This window comes from Propionivibrio sp. (genome assembly GCF_016790145.1).
In the GTDB taxonomy this organism is placed as follows: domain Bacteria; phylum Pseudomonadota; class Gammaproteobacteria; order Burkholderiales; family Rhodocyclaceae; genus Propionivibrio.
The window spans coordinates 1-25161 of record NZ_JAEUOI010000103.1 but is presented as its reverse complement, the minus strand read 5'-3'; the positions used below and the strand labels follow the sequence as shown (position 1 = coordinate 25161).

Sequence of the window (25161 nt, the reverse complement as noted above, 5' to 3'; positions counted from 1 at the left end):
CGCTTGACGCTACTGAACAGCGGTGCCGAATTTTTTCCGGCGCTGCTCACCGCGATCGACGAAGCACGCCATGAAGTGCATCTTGAAAGCTATATCTTTGAGGATGACCGCACCGGCCGGGACGTTGCCGGCGCATTGATGGCGGCCGCACGGCGCGGCGTCGACGTACGCGTTCTGGTCGACGGTTTTGGCGCTCCGGCATTTTCCACAACGCTGATGCCCGCTCTGACCGACGCCGGCGTCATGGCGCTGGTCTATCGCCCCGAGTACGCTCGCTTCAAGCTGCGCCGCCACCGCCTGCGCCGCCTGCACCGCAAACTGGCGGTCATCGACGGCGAGATCGCCTTCGTCGGCGGAATCAATATCATCGACGACCTCAACACCGCTGACCAGTCGCCGGGGCGCTACGACTATGCGGTACGGGTTGAAGGCCCGGTGCTCCTGCCGATCCGGCAGACCATGCGCCGGCTCTGGGAAGTGCTCGTCTGGGTTAACTTCAAGCGTCGTTACCGCCTGGCGCCTGTCGAAAAAAGCACCACGGCGCCATGCGGAGAACAGCAGGCGGCTTTCCTCGTACGCGACAACATCAGGCATCGTCGGGATATTGAGCAAGCCTATCTGGCAGCGATTGCCGGCGCACGCGACAGCATCCTGATCGCCAACGCCTACTTCCTTCCCGGTCGACGCTTCCGGCGCGCACTGAACAAGGCAGCGCAGCGCGGAGTGCAGGTCAGCATCCTGCTCCAGGGGCGCATCGAGTACCGGCTACTGCATTACGCGACGCAGGCGCTCTATGACAAACTGCTGAAATCCGGGATACGCATTTTCGAATACCGGCACAGCTTCCTGCACGCCAAGGTGGCGGTCATCGACGAACAGTGGGCGACCGTCGGCTCGTCCAACATCGATCCCTTCAGCCTGTTGCTGTCGAGGGAAGCCAACCTCGTCGTCCTCGACGGAAAATTTGCCGAAGAATTACGCCGCAGCCTCGGCCAGGCCATGCAGGCCGGCGCCAGCGAACTGTCGCCACAGCACTGGCAACGATTGCCGTGGTATTCCCGCCTGCTCCGCTCGGCCAGCTACAACCTCCTGCGCATCGCCATCGGCTTCACCGGTTATGGCGGCAAGCACTGAGCGTCTGTGAAAAGATCATCACTGCCCGATTTCCATGCTCGTCACCCCGGCGCACTCAAGCAGTGTTTCCGCCGGGGCAAAAGCCGTGGTCCAGCTCGTTTATCTAATTGTATTTATTGATATCAGAGGAAGGTACTGGATTCCGGCGTTCGCCGGAATGAGCGCGAAGCCTGGCCTCGGGCCACGGATTGTGAGGTGTTTATCGATTGATTCACAGCCACTGAGCCGGAAAGATGCCGCGCACTGCCGGCACGCGCTCCATCGACCAGACTGAAATCGCCCAGCGCCAGAAGTCGGCCACCGGCTCCCTATGCATTTCGACCGGCACGGGATGTCCGAGAAACTCCAGTGCGCAAGCCAGAACCGTGCTGCCGTCCGCCGGGTCGACAGCCGCCGCCTGCGTCTGCTTGGAGAGTTTTTCGCCGACGGAATTGACCACCACCGGCAGATGCGCGTAACTCGGCGTCGGCAGGCCGAGACGCTGTTGCAGCCAGATCTGGCGGGCCGTCGAATCGAGCAGGTCGACGCCGCGCACCACCGCATTGACGCCCTGCGCCGCATCGTCAATGACTACTGCCAGTTGATAGGCATACTGCCCGTCTGCACGCAGCAGGACGAAATCACCAACCTCGCGTTGCAGATTCTGCCAGGCTTGGCCCTGAACGCGATCGACGAAAGATGATTCCCGATCGGGGACGCGCAGTCGCCAGGAGCGCGCGGCTTTGCCGTCGGCAAGACCGGCCCGGCATGTGCCGGGATAGAGCAGCCCGCCGTCGACCGAGGAGAGGCGGCTTGCCGCCGCGATCTCGCTACGCGAACAGGCACAGGGATAGACGTCGCCATCAAGTTGCATACGGACCAGCGCGGCGTGGTAGAGGTCAAGGCGGCGGCTCTGGATAATGACCTCGCCGTCCCACTCAAGGCCAAAACCTTCCAGCGTGCGCAGCATTCCGTCAGCCGCTCCGGGTACCGTGCGCGGCTGGTCGACGTCCTCGATGCGCAACAGCCACTCGCCACCGTGGGCACGTGCGTCGAGATAACTGCCCAGCGCCGCAACGAGCGAACCGAAATGCAGCGGGCCGCTTGGCGAAGGGGCAAAGCGGCCGCGGTAAGGGACCGGCAAAGCTGCGGGGGATGCTTTATCCATTCTGAAAAGCCTGCTGGCAAGCGTTTTCAACGCAGACTATTGCCCGCGATGAGTTCGAGATTTTACAAAGCAGATTCATCGCTGGCTTACGTCATCGGCTTCGAAGTGCAGCGGCACGGGCGACCGTGCGTAGCGCCTGTTGATGGACGGGATCAAGCTGCGCCGTCAGGTCTGGCAAGGCAGCGTTCATGGATCAATCCTGCGGTTTCGATGGCGCGTGGGTCGCCGCTAGCCATGAGGTCCGCATAGACGAGCAGCGGTGGCACGGTGTCTCCTTCGGCCTCAATGGGAGGGAAGTTCCAGAACTTCTCAATTACTGCCACATCCCCGTTCGGGTCCAGCCGCATCCGCTGTGCCTGCAACAGTGCACCAGGTATTCCTTTGGCATAGACGGTAATCTCACCCGGCTTGAGATAGCCCGTCAAGCGGTCGGCAGCCACATCCCCGCCCCAGAGCGCATCGAACTGGCGGAGATCGGCGGTCTTCCACCAATCCGGATTTTCGGCGCGGTAACGGCGCACCTTGCGACGCCGGGTGATTTCGCGTGCATAGGCACCCACCCATTCGTCGATGAGATGTTCTCGTTGTTGCAGGCGTTTGCCGTTCTTGCCCAGATCAAGCAGATAACCGAGTTCCCTCATCTCGCCCACTATGCCCGCAACCGTACCCAAGGCAACATCAGCCGCCTCGGCGATGTCGCGATAAGGACGCTGCACGTACTCGGGCCGTGCAAGCAGCACGAAGAGAATTTTCAGACCGGTTCCCCTGAAAAGTCGTGGCGCTCGAATTGGCTTGGGAATCTCCAGCCCGTCCGGAAGAGGGCAGCCAGCAATGAACAGAAAGAACCCCGGTTCAGCGAGATAGGCATTTCCGGCGGCATCGAGAAACGGGATTTCATTCGCTTTCAATCTGTTGGCAATGTCGATAGTGACATGGGGCGTAATCACTATTTTCCGTGTGTTTCGTTGCCAATCCCGAATCAGGCGGGTAATTGTCGCTGCATCAGGTACGGGAACCGGCACGGCAGCGTAGATGCGCTCAGCCTTTCCACCTTTTGGGCAGAACACCAGCGTCGGCTGCGGGTTTTCATCAGTGGCAGGCAAGGCATGCAGCTTGGCCTGCTTTCCGACCTGCTGTCGGAAAGCATCACAGACACGGTTAGCCAGATCAGGGAAGTCCATCGTATTGCCCATCGTCGTTGTTCAATAAAATTTACCGTTCACAGTTAATGAACGGCAGTTTTATTTGAACACATTAATGGCGCGCCGGCAAATCATCTGTTCAGAAAATATTATCGTTCACGGATCGTGAACAAACAAATCATTCTGAACATCATGGGCAGCATGTGATTCGGAGAGTGACCCGGACTGGCGGACGGGCGCCTTCAGCGTGAGGGGATGCCAGCTTTCCAAGCGAGGTAGAGAGTTCTACTCCAGGTGGAGCCACCCCTCGTTTGGGGGGAAGCTCCACGCCGACTATAGTCGGCGTTAGCAGTATTTTGTCAATATAATCAATTTGTTACGTTTTTACACGTTTGAGGGCAGCACCAAAACGTTGAAGTATCGTGTATTAACGCTACCGCTACTTGTGCGCCGGGACAGGAGTCGTGCGATCTGGGTAACTGGGTTACCTGAACGACCCACGCCTGCATACCTAGGATTGCCAGGATACGGGATTTTTAATATCCGTCGAAGATCGGCAGAATCCGAAGAATTAGACGTTGAACAGGAAATTAAGAACATCCCCGTCCTTGACGACATACTCCTTGCCTTCGGCGCGCATCTTGCCCGCTTCCTTGGCGCCGTGCTCGCCGCCATAGGTGATGAAGTCATCGTAGGCAATGGTCTGTGCGCGGATGAAGCCGTGTTCGAAGTCGGTATGAATGACGCCGGCCGCCTGTGGCGCGGTATCGCCCCGGTGGATCGTCCACGCCCGCACTTCCTTGACGCCGGCCGTGAAGTAGGTCTGCAGGCCGAGCAAATGGTAGCCGGCATGGACCAGCCGGTCGAGACCCGGCTCCTCGAGGCCAAGGTCGGCCAGGAAAAGCTGCTTTTCATCATCGTCGAGATCGGCGATCTCGGCTTCGATCGCCGCACAGACGGCGACGACCTCGGCCTTCTCGGCGCTGGCGTGCTGGCGCACGGCATCGTGGTAAGGATTGTTCTCGAAGCCGTCCTCGGCGACGTTGGCCGCGTAAAGAACGGGTTTGGCGGTAATCAGGCAGAAAGGCTTGAGGTTGGCCCATTCCTCCTTGGCCAGATCGAGTGCGCGCACCGGCCTGGCCTGGTCAAGCTGGGCAAAGCATTTTTCGAGCACCGCCACCAGCAGTTTGGCTTCCTTGTCACCGGCGCTGGCCGGCCGGCGGTAACGTAACAGCGCCTTTTCGACTGTCGCCATGTCGGCCAGAGCCAGTTCGGTGTCGATGATCTCGATATCACGGATCGGATCGACGTTCCCGGAAACGTGAATCACGTTGTCATTGGAAAAACAGCGGACGACATGGAGGACGGCGTCGGTCTCGCGGATGTTGGCGAGAAACTTGTTGCCCAGACCTTCACCCTTCGAGGCACCGGCGACCAGACCGGCGATGTCGACGAACTCGGTCACCGCCGGTACGACGCGCTGCGGCTTGACGATTGCCGACAGCGTGTCGAGGCGTTTATCCGGCACGGCGACGACACCGACTGAAGGCTCGATGGTGCAGAAGGGATAATTCTCAGCCGCCACGCCGGCCTTGGTCAGGGCATTGAAGAGGGTGGACTTGCCGACATTGGGCAGGCCGACGATTCCGCATTTGAGGCTCATGATGGTATTCCGCTTTGTGGCAATCGTTAAACAGCTTTGGTATGCAATTGACGTTGTGCGACCGCGTAATCGCCGGCACCGAGTTTCGGCCAGGCCAGCAGGCAGCGGTCAAGCGCGTGGTCAATCAGTTCCTGCTCTTCACGGCGTGGCGCTTTCAACACGTAATTGATGACTTCGTTGCGCTCGCCCGGGTGCCCGATGCCCAGACGCAGCCGCCAGAAATCCGGCACGGACAGATGCGCCTGGATGTCCTTCAGCCCGTTATGCCCGCCGTTGCCACCGCCCTGCTTAAGGCGGATGCTGCCGGGTTCCAGGTCAAGATCGTCATGCACCACCAGTATTTCTTCCGGTGTAATTTTGTAAAAGTGCGCCAGGGCAGCCACTGCCTGTCCGGATCGGTTCATGTAGGTCATCGGCTGCAACAGCCACTGCTCACCGATGCGGCCACTGACGCCGAAGAACCTGCCCTGCGGCGCGAGCGGCACCTTGAGATCGCGCGCCAGACGCTCGATGAACCAGAAACCGAGGTTGTGCCGATTGTCGGCGTACTCGTTTCCGGGGTTACCGAGGCCGACGATCAGGCGCGGAACGGTCATTGCGTTTTAGCATCCAGAATCCACCGCAAAGCAGCAAAGGAAGCCGTCTGTCTTTGCCGGCCCCATGCCACCATGCGACATTGCGCCAGTTGTCAGGTGTCAGTTTTCTTGAAAAACGGCCGCCGGGGAGTTCAAGCTCCAGACGGCGGCCGGTCAATCAGACAGCGAAGCTCAGGGGGCCGCCGCAGGAGCGGGAGGAGCGGCTTCGCCATCGGCTTCTTCGACAACAACAGCCTTCTTGACCGAGATCGACACCACGACGGCATCGTCATTGCCATGCGTAATCGGCTTGACACCCTTCGGGAAAACCATCTGCGAAACGTGGATCGAATGACCTGCTTCCAGATCCTTCAGATCGACATCGATGAAGGCCGGAAGATCCTGCGGCAGACAGCTCACTTCAATTTCATTCATCGCCGGCGAAACATGGCCGTCATTGAGTTTGACGCCTGGCGAGATGTCGGCGTTGATGAAGTGCAGCGGAATTTTCTGGTGAATGACATGGGTGGCATCGACACGCAGGAAATCGACGTGCTGAACCAGCGGACGGTAGGGATGCATCTGCGAGTCACGCAGCAGCACGGTTTCCATAACGCCGTCGATCTTGAGCGTCAATACGGAGGCATGGAAGGCTTCCTTGCGCAAGGCAAGCAGCAGGGGATTGTGATCGAGTTGAATCAGGGTCGGGGCGGCTGTGCCCCCGTAAATGATTCCCGGGACCTTGTCGGCGCGACGCAGGCGGCGGCTCGCTCCGGACCCCTGCAGTGTGCGCTTTTGTGCATTAAGTTCAAATTTCATGGCTGCTCCTGGTTGATGCAAACCCTGCCCGCGACCAGGCAGGGGGTTAATAAAACTACTCAATAAACAGTGAAGAAACCGAATCCTCGTTGCTGATCCGGCGAATCGTTTCGGCCAGCACGTCGGCCACTGACAATTGACGAATACGTGGCGACTTCCGCGCCTCATCACTGAGCGGAATGGTATCGGTAACGACCAGCTCGTCGAGCACCGAATCGTTGATGCGGCTAACGGCCGCCCCGGAAAGAACCGGGTGCACGCAGTAAGCCAACACCTGTTTCGCACCGTTTTTCTTGAGTGCGGCGGCCGCTTTGCACAATGTGCCGGCGGTGTCGACCATGTCATCCATGATCACGCAGGTACGGCCTTCGACCTCGCCGATGATATTCATGACTTCAGAGACATTGGCTTTCGGACGACGCTTGTCGATGATTGCCAGGTCGCATTCGAGACGCTTGGCCAGTGCGCGGGCGCGCACCACGCCGCCGACGTCGGGAGAAACGACCATCAGGTCTTCGAAATCCTTTTTCCACACATCCGCCAGCATGATCGGCAGCGAATAGATGTTGTCCACCGGGATATTGAAAAAGCCCTGGATCTGCTCGGCGTGCAGATCCATGGTCAGCACCCGGTGTACGCCGGCGGCGGTCAGCAGGTCGGCCACCAGTTTGGCGGCAATCGGCACGCGTGCCGAGCGTACGCGGCGGTCCTGACGGGAATAGCCAAAGTACGGGATGGCGGCGGTAATACGAGTCGCCGAGGCACGCTTCAGCGCATCGACCATCACCAGCAGCTCCATCAGGTTTTCATTGGCCGGCGCGCTGGTCGATTGCAATATGAAAACATCCTTGCCGCGCACATGCTCCTGGATCTCGACCGTAATTTCACCGTCCGAGAAGCGCCCGACATTGGCTCGTCCGAGCGAAATATTCAGGCGCTTGACCACATCGGCTGCCAACTTGGGATTGGCGTTACCGGTAAATACCATCAGGCTGTCGTAGGCCATATCGCGCATCCCGTGACGCTGAAAAAAACGCCGTATGAATACAATGCGGGCCGGCAGGGTGGCTGCTTGCCCGTATCGAAATAAACCGAATGGCTGGGGAAGAAGGATTCGAACCTTCGAATGCCGGAATCAAAATCCGGTGCCTTAACCAACTTGGCGACTCCCCAGCAGTCACCCGCTTGATGAGCCTAGCGAGCGAGGCGCGGATTATACAGGGCTTTTGCCGAAAAAAACAGGGCGTGACAAGGAACAAGCATGCGATCCGGGAGTACTGCCGTCAAGGGATTTCAGACCTGGCCGGCTTTACAGGCGGAGAATTATCCGCATTTTAGTTGACTGCGATAATTGCTCGAGTGCCTATAGCGGCGGCCTGGTTTGCGGAATAAACGAAAAAGCATCCGGGGCTGTACTCCACTGGATGCTCAGGCCATCGACCTGAACGTTCACCGGTATTTCGTGTACCACGCCATTGTGTCTGATGCTGGCAATCCCCTTGTATTGCTTGTCGCCGTCCGCAACAAGCTGAACCCGAACCACCTCGACGCCGGTGCCCTGGAAGCGCCGATCGACACGCAGTACATCCTGGATCGACGTTCTGGCCATCTCGCCAACCGTTTCCGGTGTGGGCGAGCAGCCGATCAAGGCCAGCCCCAGGGCCAATCCGCCGAGCAGTAACTTAAATTTTCCGAATTGCATAAAATTATCCTTGGTAATCGCTGGGTACATTTCAGGATTCCACCCCCATGAAAGAGCATATAGGATACACAGAACGTGACCGTCTGTTTTGAACGCTTGCGCCTGTCCGTTCTTGAGACGGCAGCTTGGGTACAATAGAGTCCGTCCACTCAACTCAAGAGGCCTGCCTTGACCAACCGCGAAAACCTTTCTGCAAACGCCAGTTCCTTGCTGCCTGCCGTCGAAATCGAAACCGGCGCTCACCCGGCCTGCGCTGTGATCTGGCTGCATGGTCTGGGGGCCGATGGACACGATTTCGAGCCGATCGTCGATGAACTCGATCTCTCTGACTTGCCGGCCATCCGCTTCGTTTTCCCGCATGCGCCGATGCGTCCGGTCACGATCAACGGCGGTTATGTGATGCGCGCCTGGTACGACATCGTCTCGCCGGATTTCTCGGACCGGCGTGAAGACCCGCAGGGTGTGCGCGAATCGGCCATGCAGATCGAGGCTCTGATCGCTCACGAAAATACGCGTGGCGTCGCCGACGAGCACATTGTGCTCGCCGGTTTCTCGCAGGGTGGAGCCATTGCATTGCATGCCGGTTTGCGTCACAAACGGCGACTGGCCGGCATCCTGGCCCTGTCGACCTACCTGCCGCTGGCCGATACGCTGCCGGCCGAAGCGCACGCGGCCAACCGTGCAGTACCGATTTTCATGGCACACGGCCGCGGCGATACGGTGATCCCCTGCGCACTGGGGCAGCGCTCGGGCGAACGCTTGCAGGCCATGGGCTACCCGCTGCAGTGGCACACCTACCATGCCGAGCATGGTGTCTGCATGGAAGAGTTGCGCGACATCGAGACCTGGTTCCGTGCGGTGTTCGCTACCCCTGGCCGGGATGTCGCTTGAGGACTGTCGTACAGGCGACCCCGATGCCTCCGTGATCGGCACTGTCTCCCTTTGCCTTCAATGGCGAAGTACGTTGCGCATATCAGCTTGGCATGGGCAGGATCAGGCACTACACTAGCGTAAGACACCCGACGATTTTCAATCACTCTTTCACGAGAAACCATCATGGCCCTGAACAACGTCCCTTCCGGCATCTCCCTCCCCAACGATTTCAATGTCATTATCGAGATTCCGATGCACGCCGACCCGGTGAAATACGAGGTCGACAAGGCCAGCGGGGCGATATTCGTCGATCGCTTTATGTCCACGGCCATGCATTACCCCTGCAACTACGGCTATATTCCGCACACCATCTCTGATGATGGCGACCCGGTTGATGTCCTGGTACTGGCTCAGTTCCCTCTGCCGCCGGGGGTGGTCGTCCGCTGCCGCCCGATCGGCATGCTGGAGATGGAAGATGAGGCCGGAGGCGATCACAAACTGCTCGCTGTCCCGGTGGACAAGCTGACAACAATGTATCGCGACGTCGTAAGCCAGCGCGACCTGCAGCCGATCATCCTCGATCAGATCTCCCATTTCTTCGCGCACTACAAGGATCTGGAGCCCGGCAAGTTCGTCAAGCTCAAGGGCTGGCTCGGTGTCGAAGAAGCAAAGCAGGAGATCATGACCGGCGTCAAGCGCTTCAACGACGCCAAGGAAAAGCCGGCATATTGATTGAATTTTCCCGGTAGCGGTGCCTGTCCGTTACAGGCGCATTCACGCCGCGAGTTTGTGCAGGGGATGGCAATCCAGCCCGGCGGCGATCCAGCCGCGCATTCCGGCAGGCAAATGGCGGATAACCGCCACAGCCGCTTCCTGCGTCCCGAACTCGGCAAAGACACAGGCGCCGGAGCCGCTCATGCGCGCCTCGCCAAAAGCGGATAGCCAGCGAAGATGCTCGCCGACAACAGGGAAACGGGATACCGCCACCGCTTCCAGATCGTTGCCGCCGACGCCGGGTTTCCAGTCGGCCGCACGCATCGGCGCGCTGTCGCGCTTGAGTTCCGCCGCGCCAAATATTGCTGCGGTTGACACCTGGACAGGCGGCTCCAGAACGACATACCAGGCCGCTGGCAGTTCGACCAGCTGCAGGCTTTCACCGACCCCCTCGGCAAACGCATTGCGCCCGAAAATGAAGACCGGCACATCGGCTCCGAGCGTCAGGCCGATTTCCTGCAAGCGCTGGCGCGACACGCCAAGCTGCCAGAGATGATTGAGGGCCAGCAACACGGTGGCGGCATCCGAGCTGCCCCCCCCCAGGCCACCGCCCATCGGCAGGCGCTTGTCGATGCAGATTTCGACTCCGTTGCGACAGCCGGTTTCAGCCTGCAACAAACGCGCTGCGCGCAGCGTCAGATCGTTTTCCACCGGCACGCCCGGCAGCGGATTGGTCAAAATCACTTTGTCATCATCGCGCGCGACAAAGCGCAGACGGTCACCAAAATCGATAAAGCGGAACAGGGTTTGCAGCAGATGGTAACCGTCGGCGCGCCGTCCGGTTACGTGAAGAAACAGATTCAGCTTGGCCGGTGCCAGGTAGATGCTCTGCCAGGTCCACTCCTTCAATGACACTTCGTTGCTCATGGCTCCCGCTTTCCCGGCAGCGTGCTGTTCCACTCGTCGATGCGCAGGCGCAATTCGAAGCCACCCGTGCGTTCGGCGAAGATGCGATCGGGCGGTGCCTGTGGATCATCGCTGGCATAGCCGTAGTCAATGAGCCAGCCCTCATGACGCAGGCGCAAGGGACGTCCAAGGTCATCCCGCTCGGAAATCCCGGCCGCAGCACCCCACCCGCGCACCCAGTCGGTGAGTTGATCCAGAGGCAGCGGGTAACCGAGAACCTGACGGGTCAGCGTTTCGGCATCTGACGCCTCATACACCTTGCCATCGCTGCTCGTCAGCCGTGCTCCGCTTTCGCTGGTAACAATTTCAGCCATTCCCTGACCGAACGGCGAAGATAGCAGCAACTCGTTGTTCATCCCGTCATGCCGCCAACTCAAACGTCCGGAGTAGCTCTTGTCTTCATGACGCAGGGAAAACCGCGCTTCAAGCGTGAAGGCGAGCAGCGCATCACGCGGCGGCGCTGTGTTTGACGACGAAGGAAGATTGGCGCAGCCACCGATAAGCAGTACGCCGAGAAGAACCCCGATGTAGTGGCAAGACCGCATGAAAAGAGGTTTCGACTGCATCCTGTTTAACGCGAATGTTGCGCTCGCGACGCACAACACTTCCCTAGCCCTACAGGACAAGCAGCGACGTGACGGTCTGGGCGAATGGCCGTGCGGCTGCTTGATCGATCATTGGAATACGAGCTAAGCGAAACGGCCAGGCTGACTCTTCTCATGATGCAGGGGTTCGCCAAATCCACGGCCGTCAGGGAGAGAACTTCTTGAGCGCATCCGCCAAGGCCTCATTGCTTGGGAATTTCTGATGCGCCTCGCGCAAGATGCGTCCCGCCTCCTCCTTGCGCCCGAGTTCCCACAGCACTTCGCCCAGATGCGCCGCAATCTCGGGATCGGATCGTTTTGCATAGGCTCGTTCAAGGATGGCCAAAGCGCCGGGCAAATCACCCTGCCGGTAGAGCACCCAGCCCAGGCTATCGAGAATGAAACTATCCTCCGGCGCCAGCTTGAGTGCCTTTTCAATCAACTCACGCGCTTCAAGCAGACGAAGATTACGCTCGGCATAGGAATATCCCAGGGCGTTGTAGGCCTGCGCACTCTCCGGGCGCAATTCGATGAGCTTGCGCAAGCGGCTTTCGAGAAGGTCCAGGCGTCCGAGTTTTTCAGCAAGCAGAGCACTTTCATAGAGCAATTCGGGCTGCTCGGGCTGGACGGCCAGCGCCTGATCGAGCAGATCGAACGCTGCTTGCGTCTGTCTGGCCTCACGCAGCAAGCCGGCTTCGGCGATCAACAGTTGCACTCGCTCTTCGGGCGTTCCAGGCTTTGCTTTAGCGAGCTGTTTGCGTGCAGCGTCAAGCTGCCCCTGACCAGCCAGCAGTTGTGCGCTGCGCAATTGCGCCGGGAGGTAATGTTCGCCGGCACCGACCAGCGCGTAATGGGACAGCGCCTCGGCGCTGCGTTTGTCCTCTTCGGCTATCTGCCCAAGATAATAATAGGCGAGGCTCTTGTCCGGAATATCCAGCGTCACCAGAAGCTTCAAGCGGGCTTCGGCAAGCATTCTGTCGTCCTGTTGCAGCGCCAGTATGGCAGCCGGATAAAGAACTTCCGCTCGCTCAGGATAGGCCGCCAGCAACTGATCGAAATGGATTCTGGCTTCGCCATAACGCTTTTCGCCAATCAGCGCTCGTGCCAGATACAAGCGAACGTCAAACGCTTTCGGGTTGCGCTCGACAAAGCCCTGCATGAAACTGATTGCTTCAGCAGGCGACTCACGCGACAGCAGTTGCGCTTGCAACAAGGCCGCCATTTCCCAATCCGCTCGCAACTCGAGCGCCCGCCGTACCTCAGCCAGCGCACGTTCATTAACCCCGGCCGAAGCCGCCGCCAGGGCCACGGCGTAATGCGCTTCAGCGACACCAAAAAAGGGCCTGGCGACCTTGTCGATCAGTCGGAAAACGGCTTGACGATCCGGATTACGGGCAAACATTCGGTTCAGCCCGAGGAGGTTATCGGCGAGCGATTCCTTGTCGACTTCAAGCATGCGAATCAGGCCGGGGGCCAGATCGTCAAGCTGATTGGAAAGAATCATTACACTGACCATCATTTGCTGTGCGCGTTTCGACGTGGGCTCAACATCAAGCCACAGGCGCGCCGCTTCAAGCGCCAGATCAAAGCGACGGGCATAGCCCGCCACTTCGACTGTCCGCTCCAGGACTTGCGGATCACGAGTACGCAAGGCGAGATCGGCGTAAGCCTGGCTGGCCAGATTGGCATCACCGCGTTGCAGAGCGATTTCGGCCAGCAATACCTGATAGATCACCTGCCCGGGCTGATTTGCGTACTGCGTATCGCCTGGCCGTAGTTCAGGGGACGCCGGGCGTTTGGCCTCACGCACTACCGGCGTACGTTTCCGGGCCGGTGCCGCCCCATCAGCCGCCACTACCGGCAGGCTGAAGACCATGGACAGCGCGGCAAAACAGAGGGTGCTTCGAATGGGTTTCATGGATTCCTTGCTTTTATCAAACAGATCACACGTTAGTTTAGAGTCATTTGCTTCATAATGGTTTTACGCATGGTATGGGCTTTTATCGGTAGCAGCAATGCCAGAACTCCCTGAAGTCGAAGTCAGCCGTTTAGGATTATTGCCTTTTCTGCCCGGGCAACGCATCGTTAACGTCATTTTCCGGACGGCAAAACTGCGCCATGACATCCCGGCCTGGCTTGCCACCCGGCTCACCGGTCTGCGCGTCGACGCGATTTCCCGACGTGGAAAATATCTTCTTTTCGACTGCGAAAACACCGGGGGCGGCGGCTGGCTGATCCTGCACCTTGGCATGTCCGGCAGTCTGCGTCTGGTCAGAACGGGTACGCCGGCACAGAAGCACGACCATGTCGATCTGGTCTTCGCCCGCACGACCTTGCGTTTTCGCGACCCGCGTCGTTTCGGTACGCTGCTCTGGCACGAAGGCGATGACGTTGTCAGCCACCCGCTGATCGCCGTTCTCGGAATCGAACCTCTATCCCCGGTGTTTGACGGAGATTGGCTATACGCTGCCACCCGCCGACGCAGCGCGCCGATCAAACCATTGCTGATGAACAGCCATCTGGTCGTCGGCATAGGCAACATCTATGCCTCGGAAAGCCTGTTCCGCGCCGGCATTTCGCCTTTGCGCGCGGCCCATCGCATCAGCCGCGAACGCTACCGGATTCTCGTCCCGGCCATCCGTTCAACACTCGAAACAGCCATCGCTGCTGGCGGCAGCAGCGTACGAGACTATGTGCATAGCGATGGCGGTGCGGGCTGTTTCCAGCTTTCATGCGCCGTTTACGATCGTCACGGGGAACCCTGCCCGACCTGTGAGCGGCCAGTGCATTGTGTTCGTCAGGCGGGTCGATCCACTTTCTACTGTGCGCGCTGTCAGCGGTGAATCGCTTATATCAACATGGCAAACCCATGTGATTGATTGGGCAAGACTTTGTGATAGAGTGAAGACTCTTTTATCGCGTTGGAACTGATCATGACGCTTGCCCAGCAATTTGCCGCCTACAGCAAATGGCGCACTCAGCTTTCTGCAGGCCTAGAGGCTTTCCGCAGATGCCTGTCTGAAAATGAACTCAGCGACGCCCAGACTGAACTGCGTATCCGGCAGTTGCTGGAAAAATTGCGCGAGGATCGCCTGCATGTTGCGTTTGTTGCCGAGTTCTCGCGCGGCAAATCGGAACTGATCAACGCCATATTCTTCGCCGATTACGGCAACCGCATGCTGCCCTCGACGGCCGGTCGTACCACGATGTGCCCGACCGAGCTGATGTATGACCCGAACAAACCACCCGGCATCGAACTGCTGCCGATCCAGACCCGTGCAACCAATTCCAGCATCAGCGAATACAAATGTTACCCCGACGAATGGAAAGTCGTTCCGCTCGATACCAAATCGGCTGAATCGATGCAGGAGGCGCTCCGTTCGGTCAGTGAAGTAGAGCGCGTTTCTCCGGAAATTGCCGAGAAGCTGGGTTTTGCCAGCGGCAACAGGGAATCCACCGTGGTTCGGGTTGCTGAAGACGGAATGGTCGAAATCCCGCACTGGCGACACGCCATCATCAACTTCCCTCATCCCTTGCTGAAGCAGGGACTTGTCATTCTTGATACGCCGGGTCTCAACGCCATCGGCGCGGAGCCCGAACTGACGCTGTCCCTGCTTCCTAATGCGCATGCCGTTCTCTTCATCCTGGCTGCCGACACCGGAGTTACTCAGTCCGATCTTGCGATCTGGAACGAACACATCGGCGCACCCGGCGGACGAAAAAAAGGACGCATCGTCGTTCTGAACAAGATCGACAGTATGTGGGACGAACTAAAGTCAGAAGAAGAAATCAACGCCGAGATCACCAGGCAGACCAACAATTGCGCGTGGACACTTGATTTGCCAGAGAGCCAGATTTTTCCTGTTTCGGCGCAAAAGGCGCTGGTTGCCAAGATCAACAAGGACGCTTCACTACTCAAACGCAGCCGTCTGCCTGATCTCGAAGCCGCCCTTTCCGGAGAACTGATTCCAGCCAAGCAGGAAATCATTCACGAAAATACCGACGCCGAGTTTTCCGACATCTACCTGCGCATGCACAGCCTTGTCGAATCGCGGCTCACCGGCTTGCGCGAACAGCTCGGTGAACTGACCGAACTACGTGGTAAAAACAAGGGCGTAGTCGAATACATGATGGGCAAAGTACGTATCGAGAAAGAAGAGTTCGAGTCCGGACTGCAACGCTACTACGCCCTGCGTAGCGTCTTTTCGCAACTGACCAACAAACTCTTTGACCATCTTGGACTTGATGCCCTTCGCCTACTGACATCATCGACACGCGAAACCATGCTGGCAGCGACGTTTTCAAAAACGCTGTCGGACTCGATGAAGAACTTCTTCAACATCACGCGCGCCAATCTGATCAAATCAGATGGCGAGATCGGTGAAATCCGCACCATGATGGAAGCGATGTACAAGCGGTTCACGGTTGAACATGGCCTCAATCTTGGCGCCCCAAGCACTTTGTCGCTGCTGCGTTACCAGAAGGATATCGAGCGACTTGAGTTCTGGTGCGACACGCACCTCAACACCATGTTCCAGTTGATGACACAACAGAAGAACACGCTTACCCAGAAGTTCTTCGACGAAGTCGCCACGCAGGTCAGGCGAGCTTTCGAACGCGCCAACCGGGACGCCGAATCCTGGCTGAAAGCGATCATGGCGCCAATGGAAACGCAGGTTCGCGAACATCAGATCCAGCTCAAGCGGCGACTTGAGAGCATCAAACGAATTCATCAGGCGACCGAGACACTGGAAGATCGCATCAACGAACTGGTGCACGTCGAGAACAATTTTGTGTCACAGATCCAGGCGATCGAAAGGGTCGGTCAGGACGTTCAGAGCATTTTGAAAAAAACGCTCAGCCGACGAAACCTGCTGAATGCCGCCTGATCGTTTCAACACCTGAATTCCAATGAATGTACACCATCAGAAATTATGGATTCACAGGGGCCGAAATGGCCTTAGCCATGAACTTGTGGAACAACCCGTTTCGGGATTTTGCCACCCCCGAGGGAAGTGCCTCAGGTTTCTTTTCTTGCCCCCTCGCCAGCAGATCAATTGGATACGTAGTGCGGGGCGTCGGCGACATGATGAATTCAATCCCCGGCCAATTTCCATGACATGTCAACAAGGGTTGCCCGATCGATGAGCACTGTGATCAACCCGATGCCGAGCACCATGACCATCCCGGATCTGCAAACCGGGCTGCAGATGCTTTCTCTCCTGACTTTGGCCAACCCGCAAAAGGCAGAAAACGAGATTAACCACTTTCTCGATAGCCTGCTGCAGTCGCCACTCCAGGCCGACGTCTATCTCAATCTGCTCGAACAATTACGGGAACCCCTCTGTTTTGTCGATGAAGAACTGGCCCGACATTACATCAACAAACCTCTGCCACTGGACGAGAATGAGGAGGGATGTTTCCGTCAGGTCATTGCCACCTGGCTCAAAATGGCCAAGGCCTATGCTCACTACGCCAGACTTGACAGCGCAGCAGTCGACGCCGGGCACCTGTTACGCATAGCGCTGACTTTGCACCGCAGCATTTATTATGCAGGCTTGGCAATTGTCGAACACCAGCGTGCCCGGCGTGAATTGCCACCGGGCCTGTGGCTTGATCTGCATGGTTATTACGCCGCTGCCGAGAAATGGGGGGTAGTCACCCTCCCCGTTCTCGACACCCTCGATCCGCTGGGGCGCAACACGCATTGCACTTCAGCCTTTCTCAGTGTGCTGCTCTCCGAACTGGCCGGTCCTTACAGCCTCTCGATCCGCGAACAGAACCTGGTTCGTCGCTGGGCCAGCAACTGGTCACATCTCGTCAGCCTGCACCCCGCCGTAGCGGGCGAGCCTTTGCCACAGTTTGTTATCGACCTGAGTCAGGACGTCGGCCTGCGTTTGACATCCGACTGTCAGCAGATCGTGCATTTGCGCCGACTCGACACCTCGCGTCTGGCCACGCATATGAGCGAGATTCGCCAGAAGTTGAGGCAGAAAATCCCTCCGGCGCAGATCGGCCTCGGCGAGGATTGCTCGTCAGGCCAATGCCGGCGGCTACTCGAACACCTTGCCCGTCCCTGGACGCAGGCGCGCGTCAAACGAAAATTCCACCGCCGTACCACTTCGGGGATAGCCAAGCTGTGCATTGGTTTTGATGCGATGTATTACTACATTTCCGGCAAGGAGTTGACGCCGGAAAACGTTCGCACCTACTCCCGACTGGAATTCGAGAGTCTGTTCGCCTTCCGTCACATGGTCGACCCGACGCAGGAACTGGCAGTGCGCCAGGAGTTGCTTGGTTTCACGCTTGATCAATGGGAAGTGGTGAATCAATCGCCAAACGGCTTTCGTCTGATGCGCGGCGCCGCAGGCAAGAAAATGGCGCACGGGCAGTTACTGGCCATCTGCCCAAATGAAGGTGAACGTTTTCTGCTGGCACAGACAACCTGGCTGATGCAGGAGCAGAAGGGCGGCCTGATTGCCGGGGTCGCCGCCCTGGCCGGCATCCCGCAGGCCGTTGCCGCCCGCCCGCTCGGCCAGGGCTCTGTGCACAACGAAAGGTATAGCCGTGCTTTCCTGCTGCCCGCCGTTCCCTCGGTCGGTACCGATCAATCGCTGGTCATTCCGCAGGGCTGGTATCGAGCCGGACGCATCCTCGAGATCAATGCGGACAAACCCTGGCGCATGAAACTGATTCACGTACTGGATGAAGGCCCCGATTTTGAACGCGTAAGCTTCGTCGTTGTCGGATAGCGCTCAGCCCGGCCGCTTGTTACCCGTCAGCTTTTCGTACTTCACCCACAACTGCTCGTCATTTTCCTGATGATTGTCGTCCTTCGGGATGCAATCGACCGGGCACACCTCGACACATTGCGGCGTATCGTAATGGCCGACGCATTCGGTGCATTTGTTCGGGTCAATCTCGTAAATTTCTTCACCCTGGTAAATCGCCTCGTTCGGGCATTCCGGCTCGCACACGTCGCAGTTGATGCATTCGTCGGTAATAATCAAAGCCATGACTACGGTTCCTTCAGTTCATTGAAATTTTTCGGATACTCTTTTTGCCAGCCGCTCACTGATTGCCGGATGGACAAATTTGCTGACATCGCCACCGAGCATGGCAATTTCGCGCACCATCGTTGCCGAGATGAACATGTACTGCTCACCCGGCGTCAGGAATATTGTTTCGACATCGGGATAGAGGTTTCTGTTCATTCCGGCCATCTGAAATTCATATTCGAAATCAGAAGCCGCGCGCAGGCCGCGCAAGATGACTTTGGCGCCTTTGACGTGCAGAAAGTCCATCAGCAAACCGTCGAACCCGCAGACTTCGACATTTGGATAGCGCACCAGCAGTTCCCGTGCAATCTCGACCCGTTCAGCAAGCGAAAAGAAGGGTCGCTTCGAGCGGCTCTCGGCAATACCGAGGATGACATGATCAAAGAGGCAGGCGGCACGTCGAACAAGGTCTTCGTGGCCCCGCGTAATCGGATCAAAGGTGCCTGCATAGATCGCCGCCCGTTTATTCAGCGTCATTGGACTCGCCTCGTCGCATCAAGTGATAAAAAACCTGCCCGGCCCGACCGTTACGCACCGTACGCCAGTCTCCGCAAGATTCCAGCACGCGCTCGGCCTCAACGTAGAGTACACCCTCATCGACCAGAAGATCCGCCAGCAGCGGTGACAACCGATCCAGCCAGCCCTGCTTGTAAGGCGGATCGAGAAACAGCACATCAAAACGAAAACCGCCTGCACGCAGGGAGGAGGCGAATTTTACCGCATCTGCACGCACAATCTCCAATCGGCTGTCAGCATCCAGCAAACGGGCGTTCTCTGCAAGCGCCGCCACTACCTTGGGCGAATTCTCGACCATCACCACCCGCGCCGCGCCGCGCGAGGCTGCTTCAAAACCCAGCGCACCGCTACCGGCAAACAGGTCAAGGCAGGTCAATCCCGCAAGATCCTGTCCGAGCCAGTTGAACAAGGTTTCGCGAACCCGGTCAGGTGTCGGACGCAGACCTTCGGAATCGGGAAAATGCAGGATGCGCCGCCGCCACTTTCCGCCGATGATGCGTACCGTGTTCAAAAGAGGACTTCAGCCTTACTCGCCAGCGACCACCACCGTGACCATGTTCTCCGGCCGCACATGGCGCGCAAAGGCCGCCTTGATCTCGGCCGTCGTGACCTTCTCGACATTTTCGGCATAGTGATCAAGGTAGTCGAGCGGCAAACCATAAAAACCGATCACGGCCACATTCTCAAGAATCTTGCGATTGCTGTCCAGACGTAGCGGGAAGCTGCCGACCAGGTTCTGTTTTGCCGCCTGCAACTCGGCTTCGCCCGGACCTTCGGCAAGAAAGCCGGCGAGCACTTCGCGTGTCACCTTCAAGGCATCGTTGGCCTGTGCCTTTTTCGTCTGCAAGCCGATCTGGAAAGGCCCGGGCTGTGCCAGCGGAAGAAAATAACTATGCACGCTGTAGGCATAACCGCGCTTCTCGCGCACTTCCTTCATCAGCCGCGAAACAAAGCCACCGCCACCGAGCGAGTAGTTGCCGACAATCAGCGCAAAGAAGTTGGGATCGCCGCGCTTGAGCGCCGGCAAGCCGAGCAGAACGTGAGCTTGTGCGGCCGGGTGGGCGATGCGTTGTTCGAGCGCCGCCGGCAGTTGCGGCACACCCAGCGCGGCCACCGGGCCGCCCGAAGGCAAGCCTGCCGTGAGCTGCTGTGCCAGCGCTTCCGCCTGCGCCCGCGAGAGGTCGCCGACGATCGACACGCTGCACCGTTGTGCCGTATAGTGCTTGCGGTAGAAGGTCGCCGGGTCGGCGCGCTGCAGGGCATTTACCGACTCCGGCGAGGCCTGCCGCCCATACGGGTGCTGCGGGTACATCGCCGCCCAGAATGCCTTGTTGGCAATCGCCTCGGGGCGCGTCAGCGCTTCCTTCAAGGCCACCACGGTGCGTGCCCGTTCACGCTCGAAAACCTTGGGCGGAAACTGGGGAGTAGTCAGCACCGCACGCAATACATCGAGCGCCGGGTTACGCATGTCGTCCGCCGAAAGCGTACGCAGACTGAGCGAAGCCCGATCCATATCCGCGCTACCGGTCAGTAGCGCACCCAGATCGGCCAGGCGGTTGGAGATTTGCGTTTCATCCATGCCCTGCACACCCATGTCGAGCAGCCCCTGGGTCAGTGCCGCGAGACCGGACTGACCTGGGGGGTCGAATGACGTTCCGGCGGCGAAATCCACCTGCACGTCGAGAATCGGCAGGGTGTGGTTTTCGACAAAGAAAACGCGGGCACCGGAAGGAGCAATCCAGTGTTCGATCTTCGGTCCGGCTTCGGCCATGCGGCCGGCCAGACAAAAGCAAAGCAGAGCAAGCAGTTTGGCTAGTTTCATCGGAATTCTCTCAATGCCGGCCGGCGGGCGCCGAGCGTGGGCGCGGCGTCTGCGGCAGGGCTTGCGGGTCGAGTTCGGCAACCGTCAGTTGCTCGTCACGGAAATATTTCTGCGCCACGGCCCTGACCTGTTCAGCCGTCACCGCTTGCAGTTTTTCAATCATTCTCGTGTTCGACTGATAGGGAATCCCGGCGGCTTCGAGCTGGCCGATTTCCATGGCCTGGGCAAACATCGAATCGAGCTTGTAAATCTGGCTGGCGACCAGTTGCGCCCTGGCGCGCGCCAGTTCGTCGGCGGCTACGCCCTCCCTGGCAATACGCGCAATTTCGGCGCGCAAACCAAGCTCCAGCTGGGCGCGCGTTTTGCCCTCGCTCGGCGAACCGAGCAGATAAAAAAGGCCCGGGCCGCGCGACGTCGAGTCGTAGCCGACACCCGCCGAAGTCGCCAGCCGCTGTTCGCGGATCAGGTTCTTCGAGAAGCGCGCCGCCTCATGGCCGTCAAGAATGGCGGCGAGCATTTCAAGCGCGTAGGGATCGACATCCTTGTCCACATCGCGAATCACCGGCACCTTGTAGGCCATCAGCACCACCGGCAGTTCGGCCGGGGCCTTGACCGTCAGGCGTCGAATACCGGTTTGTTCCGGCTCGACCTGCGGCTTGCGTATGGGCAAGGCGCGTGGCGCCAGCGACCCGTAATACTTCTCGGCCAGCCTGAACACCTCCTGATGATCGACATCGCCGACCACCACCAGGTAGGCGTTGTTTGGCACATACCAGCGCTCATACCAGTCGCGTGCGTCCTGCGCCGTCATGCTTTCCAGATCGTTCATCCAGCCGATGACCGGCACCCGGTAGGGGTGCGCCTGCAGTGCCACGGCGCTCATCTGTTCCATCAGCAGCGCCTGCGGCTGATCGTCGGTTCGCAGCCGGCGCTCTTCCATGACCACCTTGATTTCCTGCGCGAACTCATTGGGGTCGAGGGTCAGATGCCGCATGCGATCCGCTTCGAGCTGCATCATCTGCTCCAGCTTCTGCTTCGGCACCTGCTGGAAGTAGGCGGTGTAATCCTTGCTGGTGAATGCGTTGTCGCGCCCGCCGGCAGCGGCGACCAGACGGCTGAACTCGCCCGGCCCGGTGCTCGGCGTACCCTTGAACATCATGTGCTCGAGCAGATGCGCGACGCCGGTCGTACCACTGGTTTCGTCCATGCTGCCGGCACGATACCAGACCATGCTGGCCACTGTCGGCGCCCGCCGGTCTTCCTTGACGATGACGCGCAGGCCATTCGCCAGTTGCTGTTCGAAGGGGTTGGCCCGTGCCGCCGCCGGTACAGCCAGCGCCAGAAACAGGGCCGTCAGTGCGGTGATTCGTCGTGAGTAATGTTTGGTCATGAAGGGCTTCTGTTAAAATTTGGCAAGCAGGTCAATTAGCGAGGGCATCTTACCATCGCCTCATTCCCCGTAACACCTAGAGACAAGAAAGTACCATGTTTGGTTTCCTCAAGAAGTCCGCCGACGCTAAAGGCGTTGCCACGGACAGTGCATCGCTCCCTGAACCGGCCTCCGCCCCACCACAACCCTCCTGGCGCGAACGCCTGAAGGCGGGCCTGGCGCGCACGCGGGCGCAATTCGGCGGAAAACTCAAATCGATTTTCTCGCGCGGCAAGGTCGATGACGAACTGCTTGAAGAGCTGGAAACCCTGCTACTGACCAGCGATGTCGGCATGGAGGCTACGCAGCACCTGCTGGACGAACTCAAAACCCGTGCCAGGCGCGACAAGCTCGACACCCCGGAAGGCATCCAGCAGGCGCTCTCGGCCGCCTTGATACAACTTCTGCTGCCGCTCGAACAGCCGCTTGAAATCACCTCGCATCGCCCCTTCATCATCATGATCGCCGGCGTCAATGGCGCCGGCAAAACGACGTCGATCGGCAAGCTGGCCAAATACTTTCATGGCCAGGGCCTGTCCGTATTGCTGGCCGCCGGAGACACCTTCCGCGCAGCCGCTCGCGAGCAGTTGCAAGCCTGGGGCGAACGCAACGAGGTGACGGTTATTTCCCAGCAGTCCGGCGATCCGGCGGCCGTCATCTTCGACGCCATCGCCGCCGCCAGGGCACGCGGAATCGACATCGTTCTGGCCGATACCGCCGGTCGCCTGCCGACCCAGTTGCATCTGATGGAAGAAATCGCCAAGGTGCGCCGCGTCATCCAGAAGGCCGATCCCAGCGGCCCGCACGAGACTTTGCTAGTACTCGACGCCAATTTTGGGCAGAACGCGCTGCAGCAGGTCAAAGCCTTCGACAAGTCGATTAGCGTTACCGGCCTCGTCGTCACCAAACTTGACGGATCGGCCAAGGGCGGCGTCATTGCCGCCATCGCCCGCCAGTGCCCGAAGCCGATCCGCTTTATCGGCATCGGTGAAGGCATCGACGACCTGCGACCCTTTGTTGCTCGTGACTTTGTCGATGCGCTGTTCGAGGGATGACGAACTAAAACCCACAGCAAAGGCGCGAAGGGCACAAAGATGACGCAGGGTAAATCAGAGCCCAATCCCGGCCAACCGGCCACCTTCAATCCTTTGCGAAACTTTGCCGCTTTGCGTCTTTGCGGTGGATGTTCAAGCCGATACCCATGATTGCCTGTTCCACCGTAAGCAAACGCTACCCCGAAGGTCTTGAAGCGCTCAAGGACGTCAGTTTCGAAATCGACGCTGGTGAAATGGTCTTCATCAGCGGCCACTCGGGGGCCGGAAAATCGACCTTGTTCCGCCTGCTGGCCGCCATCGAGCGGCCAACGTCGGGCAGCATCGTGATCAACGGGCAGAATCTCGCCGCACTGCGCAAGAGCGCCATTCCGTACCTGCGCCGCAACTTCGGTCTGATCTTTCAGGACCAGAAGCTGCTCTTCGATCGCAGCGTGCTGGACAACGTCCTCCTGCCGCTGGCGATCGTCGGCCTGCCAGCCAGGGAAGCCGCCAGCCGGGCGCGTGCCGCACTCGACAAGGTCGGGCTGCTCGAGCGCGAAAAGGCTCACCCGATTGCCCTTTCGGGCGGCGAACAGCAACGCCTGGCGATTGCCCGCGCGGTCGTCAACCGCCCCGCCATCCTGCTCGCCGACGAGCCGACGGCCAATCTCGACGCCGAATCGGCGGCTGCCATCCTTGAAATCTTTCGCGCCTTCCATCAGGTTGGCGTCACCCTCGTCATCGCCACGCACGACCCGCAGTGGATGGCGAGTTGTGCGCCGCGAGTGCTTCGACTTGAGCGCGGTCGCCTGCTCGAAGGTGCCGCATGAAGCGCTTCTTTGCCCAGCACCTCGCCGCCCTGCGCGACGCCCTGCGCCGGCTGCTTGCCTCACCGCTCAACACCCTCCTGTCGCTTCTGGTCATCGGCATCGCGCTGGCGTTGCCGAGTGCCGGCTGGGTCGTGCTCGACAATCTGCGCGGCATCACCGGCAGCGCCTCCGGTGTTCAGCAGATCAGCATTTTCATGGCGCTTGATGCCGGCAAAAAGGAAGTCGAGGAAATCGAATCGCGACTGCGCGAAGCCCGACCGGGCCACTGGCGCTTTGTTCCCAGGGATGACGCACTGAAGCGACTGCAAGCGTCCGAAGGAATGGCCGAAGTCATCGCCAGCCTGCCGAAAAACCCGCTGCCGGACGCCTTCATCGTCGAACCGGAAGATACGCAGCCGGACTCGCTGGAGCGGCTGGCCGTCACCTTCTCGGGCTGGCCGAAAGTCGCCCATGTCCAGCTTGATTCCGACTGGGTCAAACGATTCGATGCCTTCCTGCGCATCGGCAAGCTCTCGATCACCCTGCTCGCCGGTCTGCTCGCCGCTGCGCTGGTTGCCGTCACCTTCAACACCATCCGCCTGCAGATCCTGGCGCAGGCCACCGAGATCGAGGTCGCCCGACTGATCGGCGCCACCGATGCCTTCATCCGCCGGCCATTCCATTATTTCGGCGCCCTGCAGGGCGCGCTCGGCGGACTCTTTGCCGCACTGCTGGTCAGCTCCGCCGGCCTGCTGCTGGCGGCGCCGGTCGGCGAACTCGTCGCCCTGTATGGCGGCAACTTCGTTCTGCGCGGCCTGTCACCCGGCAACATCGCGGCAATGGCGGCGATTGGCGCCGCTCTCGGCTGGCTCGGCGCGCAACTGTCGGTGTCCCTTCATTTACACCGTATCGGCTGAGCGCCAGCACATTTCAAAAGCGGCAGCGAGACCGCCGCCCCACCAAGTTTGACGAGTGTCTGGCCCTCACCCCATCCCTCCCCCGCAGGAGAGGGGGTTTGCACCCTTCGCCCTGCGGGCTAATCTATGCACACATCTTTTGTAGCCAATTTCCAGCCTTGGCAGATCGCTAAGAGGCGCTGCAATCCATGAAGCATGGTGATGGGGCCGGGCTTGGCTTCAGAAGCATAGCCCTTCCACCCACCCAGACGCGCAAT

At 59.2% G+C, this 25161-nt stretch carries 24 protein-coding genes and 1 tRNA gene; 9 read left to right on the top strand and 16 right to left on the bottom strand.

All coding sequences use genetic code 11. The annotated features are described in order from the left end of the window. Positions 1-3 precede the first annotated feature (3 nt). Positions 4-1134, top strand: a complete 1131-nt coding sequence (clsB, locus tag JNM42_RS09145; protein ID WP_294268533.1) for a cardiolipin synthase ClsB — start codon at positions 4-6, stop codon at positions 1132-1134. 211 nt (positions 1135-1345) lie between these two features. Here clsB and gluQRS read toward each other — a convergent pair whose 3' ends face one another. From gluQRS to JNM42_RS09105, 8 genes are all read right to left on the bottom strand, one after another. Further along, on the bottom strand, positions 1346-2281 hold the full coding sequence (gluQRS, locus tag JNM42_RS09140) for a tRNA glutamyl-Q(34) synthetase GluQRS (RefSeq protein ID WP_294268531.1): 936 nt from the start codon (positions 2279-2281) through the stop codon (positions 1346-1348). A gap of 152 nt (positions 2282-2433) precedes the next feature. Further along, positions 2434-3474, bottom strand: coding sequence for a type IV toxin-antitoxin system AbiEi family antitoxin (locus JNM42_RS09135; protein ID WP_294268529.1), 1041 nt, complete (start codon positions 3472-3474; stop codon positions 2434-2436). Between the two features lie 520 nt (positions 3475-3994). Beyond that, positions 3995-5086 carry a redox-regulated ATPase YchF gene (ychF, locus tag JNM42_RS09130; RefSeq protein ID WP_294268527.1) on the bottom strand — a complete coding sequence of 364 codons (1092 nt, stop codon included), beginning with the start codon at positions 5084-5086 and terminating at the stop codon, positions 3995-3997. 26 nt (positions 5087-5112) lie between these two features. Further along, positions 5113-5682 (bottom strand): aminoacyl-tRNA hydrolase, encoded by a 570-nt coding sequence (gene pth, locus JNM42_RS09125; RefSeq protein ID WP_294268525.1) that lies wholly within the window; start codon positions 5680-5682, stop codon positions 5113-5115. Between the two features lie 171 nt (positions 5683-5853). Then, positions 5854-6480 carry a 50S ribosomal protein L25/general stress protein Ctc gene (locus tag JNM42_RS09120; protein WP_294268524.1) on the bottom strand — a complete coding sequence of 209 codons (627 nt, stop codon included), beginning with the start codon at positions 6478-6480 and terminating at the stop codon, positions 5854-5856. A gap of 55 nt (positions 6481-6535) precedes the next feature. Beyond that, positions 6536-7486: a ribose-phosphate pyrophosphokinase gene (locus JNM42_RS09115; RefSeq protein ID WP_294268522.1), complete on the bottom strand. Its 951-nt coding sequence runs from the start codon at positions 7484-7486 to the stop codon at positions 6536-6538. A gap of 90 nt (positions 7487-7576) precedes the next feature. Next, a tRNA-Gln gene (locus JNM42_RS09110) sits at positions 7577-7653 on the bottom strand. Between the two features lie 190 nt (positions 7654-7843). Further along, the gene (locus tag JNM42_RS09105) at positions 7844-8182 is read right to left on the bottom strand and encodes a hypothetical protein (RefSeq protein ID WP_294268519.1); all 339 of its coding nucleotides are present in this window, start codon (positions 8180-8182) and stop codon (positions 7844-7846) included. Positions 8183-8350: 168 nt separating this feature from the next. Between JNM42_RS09105 and JNM42_RS09100 the strand changes: the two genes are divergently transcribed. After that, positions 8351-9073: a dienelactone hydrolase family protein gene (locus JNM42_RS09100; protein WP_294268516.1), complete on the top strand. Its 723-nt coding sequence runs from the start codon at positions 8351-8353 to the stop codon at positions 9071-9073. A 165-nt stretch (positions 9074-9238) separates the two neighbouring features. After that, positions 9239-9787 carry an inorganic diphosphatase gene (gene ppa / locus JNM42_RS09095; RefSeq protein ID WP_294268514.1) on the top strand — a complete coding sequence of 183 codons (549 nt, stop codon included), beginning with the start codon at positions 9239-9241 and terminating at the stop codon, positions 9785-9787. A gap of 42 nt (positions 9788-9829) precedes the next feature. Here the strand turns inward: ppa and ispE are convergent, their stop codons facing one another. The 3 genes from ispE to JNM42_RS09080 all read right to left on the bottom strand — a co-directional run bounded on the left by ispE (position 9830) and on the right by JNM42_RS09080 (position 13237). After that, positions 9830-10696 (bottom strand): 4-(cytidine 5'-diphospho)-2-C-methyl-D-erythritol kinase, encoded by an 867-nt coding sequence (ispE, locus tag JNM42_RS09090; protein ID WP_294268512.1) that lies wholly within the window; start codon positions 10694-10696, stop codon positions 9830-9832. Next, a complete protein-coding gene (gene lolB / locus JNM42_RS09085; protein WP_294268511.1) occupies positions 10693-11280 on the bottom strand; it encodes a lipoprotein insertase outer membrane protein LolB in 588 nt (195 codons plus the stop codon). Before lolB ends, ispE begins: the two co-directional genes overlap by 4 nt. A 205-nt stretch (positions 11281-11485) precedes the next feature. Next, positions 11486-13237: a tetratricopeptide repeat protein gene (locus tag JNM42_RS09080; RefSeq protein ID WP_294268508.1), complete on the bottom strand. Its 1752-nt coding sequence runs from the start codon at positions 13235-13237 to the stop codon at positions 11486-11488. A gap of 97 nt (positions 13238-13334) precedes the next feature. Here JNM42_RS09080 and mutM point away from each other — a divergent pair, with 97 nt between their 5' ends. The 3 genes from mutM to JNM42_RS09065 all read left to right on the top strand — a co-directional run bounded on the left by mutM (position 13335) and on the right by JNM42_RS09065 (position 18071). Beyond that, positions 13335-14162, top strand: coding sequence for a bifunctional DNA-formamidopyrimidine glycosylase/DNA-(apurinic or apyrimidinic site) lyase (gene mutM / locus JNM42_RS09075; RefSeq protein WP_294268506.1), 828 nt, complete (start codon positions 13335-13337; stop codon positions 14160-14162). Between the two features lie 90 nt (positions 14163-14252). Further along, entirely contained in the window at positions 14253-16208 is a 1956-nt protein-coding gene (locus JNM42_RS09070) for a dynamin family protein (RefSeq protein ID WP_294268505.1), read from the top strand. 255 nt (positions 16209-16463) lie between these two features. Then, positions 16464-18071 (top strand): hypothetical protein, encoded by a 1608-nt coding sequence (locus JNM42_RS09065; protein ID WP_294268502.1) that lies wholly within the window; start codon positions 16464-16466, stop codon positions 18069-18071. A 3-nt stretch (positions 18072-18074) separates the two neighbouring features. On the opposite strand, the gene JNM42_RS09060 is transcribed toward JNM42_RS09065, so the two are convergent. From JNM42_RS09060 to JNM42_RS09040, 5 genes are read right to left on the bottom strand one after another with little or no spacing between them, the layout of a single operon-like run. Continuing rightward, positions 18075-18335: a YfhL family 4Fe-4S dicluster ferredoxin gene (locus JNM42_RS09060; RefSeq protein WP_294268500.1), complete on the bottom strand. Its 261-nt coding sequence runs from the start codon at positions 18333-18335 to the stop codon at positions 18075-18077. 18 nt (positions 18336-18353) lie between these two features. Next, positions 18354-18848, bottom strand: coding sequence for a pantetheine-phosphate adenylyltransferase (coaD, locus tag JNM42_RS09055; RefSeq protein ID WP_294268585.1), 495 nt, complete (start codon positions 18846-18848; stop codon positions 18354-18356). After that, entirely contained in the window at positions 18841-19404 is a 564-nt protein-coding gene (gene rsmD / locus JNM42_RS09050; protein ID WP_294268498.1) for a 16S rRNA (guanine(966)-N(2))-methyltransferase RsmD, read from the bottom strand. The genes coaD and rsmD overlap by 8 nt, the downstream gene beginning before the upstream one ends. 15 nt (positions 19405-19419) lie before the next feature. Then, positions 19420-20715: a pitrilysin family protein gene (locus JNM42_RS09045; protein WP_294268497.1), complete on the bottom strand. Its 1296-nt coding sequence runs from the start codon at positions 20713-20715 to the stop codon at positions 19420-19422. 10 nt (positions 20716-20725) lie between these two features. Beyond that, entirely contained in the window at positions 20726-22105 is a 1380-nt protein-coding gene (locus tag JNM42_RS09040) for a pitrilysin family protein (protein ID WP_294268495.1), read from the bottom strand. Between the two features lie 95 nt (positions 22106-22200). On the opposite strand from JNM42_RS09040, the gene ftsY reads away from it, so the two are divergent. From ftsY to ftsX, 3 genes are all read left to right on the top strand, one after another. Next, positions 22201-23199 (top strand): signal recognition particle-docking protein FtsY, encoded by a 999-nt coding sequence (ftsY, locus tag JNM42_RS09035; protein ID WP_294268493.1) that lies wholly within the window; start codon positions 22201-22203, stop codon positions 23197-23199. Positions 23200-23345: 146 nt separating this feature from the next. Further along, positions 23346-24008 carry an ATP-binding cassette domain-containing protein gene (locus tag JNM42_RS09030; RefSeq protein ID WP_294268491.1) on the top strand — a complete coding sequence of 221 codons (663 nt, stop codon included), beginning with the start codon at positions 23346-23348 and terminating at the stop codon, positions 24006-24008. Further along, positions 24005-24904, top strand: coding sequence for a permease-like cell division protein FtsX (gene ftsX, locus JNM42_RS09025; protein ID WP_294268489.1), 900 nt, complete (start codon positions 24005-24007; stop codon positions 24902-24904). Before JNM42_RS09030 ends, ftsX begins: the two co-directional genes overlap by 4 nt. Positions 24905-25161 lie beyond the last annotated feature (257 nt).

Bases quoted from the DNA above. Each gene is read 5' to 3' on its own strand.
- gluQRS (WP_294268531.1), bottom strand. From the start codon at position 2,281: ATGGATAAAGCATCCCCCGCAGCTTTGCCGGTCCCTTACCGCGGCCGC.
- JNM42_RS09135 (WP_294268529.1), bottom strand. From the start codon at position 3,474: ATGGGCAATACGATGGACTTCCCTGATCTGGCTAACCGTGTCTGTGAT.
- ychF (WP_294268527.1), bottom strand. From the start codon at position 5,086: ATGAGCCTCAAATGCGGAATCGTCGGCCTGCCCAATGTCGGCAAGTCC.
- pth (WP_294268525.1), bottom strand. From the start codon at position 5,682: ATGACCGTTCCGCGCCTGATCGTCGGCCTCGGTAACCCCGGAAACGAG.
- JNM42_RS09120 (WP_294268524.1), bottom strand. From the start codon at position 6,480: ATGAAATTTGAACTTAATGCACAAAAGCGCACACTGCAGGGGTCCGGA.
- JNM42_RS09115 (WP_294268522.1), bottom strand. From the start codon at position 7,486: ATGGCCTACGACAGCCTGATGGTATTTACCGGTAACGCCAATCCCAAG.
- JNM42_RS09105 (WP_294268519.1), bottom strand. From the start codon at position 8,182: ATGCAATTCGGAAAATTTAAGTTACTGCTCGGCGGATTGGCCCTGGGG.
- ppa (WP_294268514.1), top strand. From the start codon at position 9,239: ATGGCCCTGAACAACGTCCCTTCCGGCATCTCCCTCCCCAACGATTTC.
- ispE (WP_294268512.1), bottom strand. From the start codon at position 10,696: ATGAGCAACGAAGTGTCATTGAAGGAGTGGACCTGGCAGAGCATCTAC.
- lolB (WP_294268511.1), bottom strand. From the start codon at position 11,280: ATGCGGTCTTGCCACTACATCGGGGTTCTTCTCGGCGTACTGCTTATC.
- JNM42_RS09080 (WP_294268508.1), bottom strand. From the start codon at position 13,237: ATGAAACCCATTCGAAGCACCCTCTGTTTTGCCGCGCTGTCCATGGTC.
- mutM (WP_294268506.1), top strand. From the start codon at position 13,335: ATGCCAGAACTCCCTGAAGTCGAAGTCAGCCGTTTAGGATTATTGCCT.
- JNM42_RS09070 (WP_294268505.1), top strand. From the start codon at position 14,253: ATGACGCTTGCCCAGCAATTTGCCGCCTACAGCAAATGGCGCACTCAG.
- JNM42_RS09065 (WP_294268502.1), top strand. From the start codon at position 16,464: ATGAGCACTGTGATCAACCCGATGCCGAGCACCATGACCATCCCGGAT.
- JNM42_RS09060 (WP_294268500.1), bottom strand. From the start codon at position 18,335: ATGGCTTTGATTATTACCGACGAATGCATCAACTGCGACGTGTGCGAG.
- JNM42_RS09045 (WP_294268497.1), bottom strand. From the start codon at position 20,715: ATGAAACTAGCCAAACTGCTTGCTCTGCTTTGCTTTTGTCTGGCCGGC.
- JNM42_RS09040 (WP_294268495.1), bottom strand. From the start codon at position 22,105: ATGACCAAACATTACTCACGACGAATCACCGCACTGACGGCCCTGTTT.
- ftsY (WP_294268493.1), top strand. From the start codon at position 22,201: ATGTTTGGTTTCCTCAAGAAGTCCGCCGACGCTAAAGGCGTTGCCACG.
- JNM42_RS09030 (WP_294268491.1), top strand. From the start codon at position 23,346: ATGATTGCCTGTTCCACCGTAAGCAAACGCTACCCCGAAGGTCTTGAA.
- ftsX (WP_294268489.1), top strand. From the start codon at position 24,005: ATGAAGCGCTTCTTTGCCCAGCACCTCGCCGCCCTGCGCGACGCCCTG.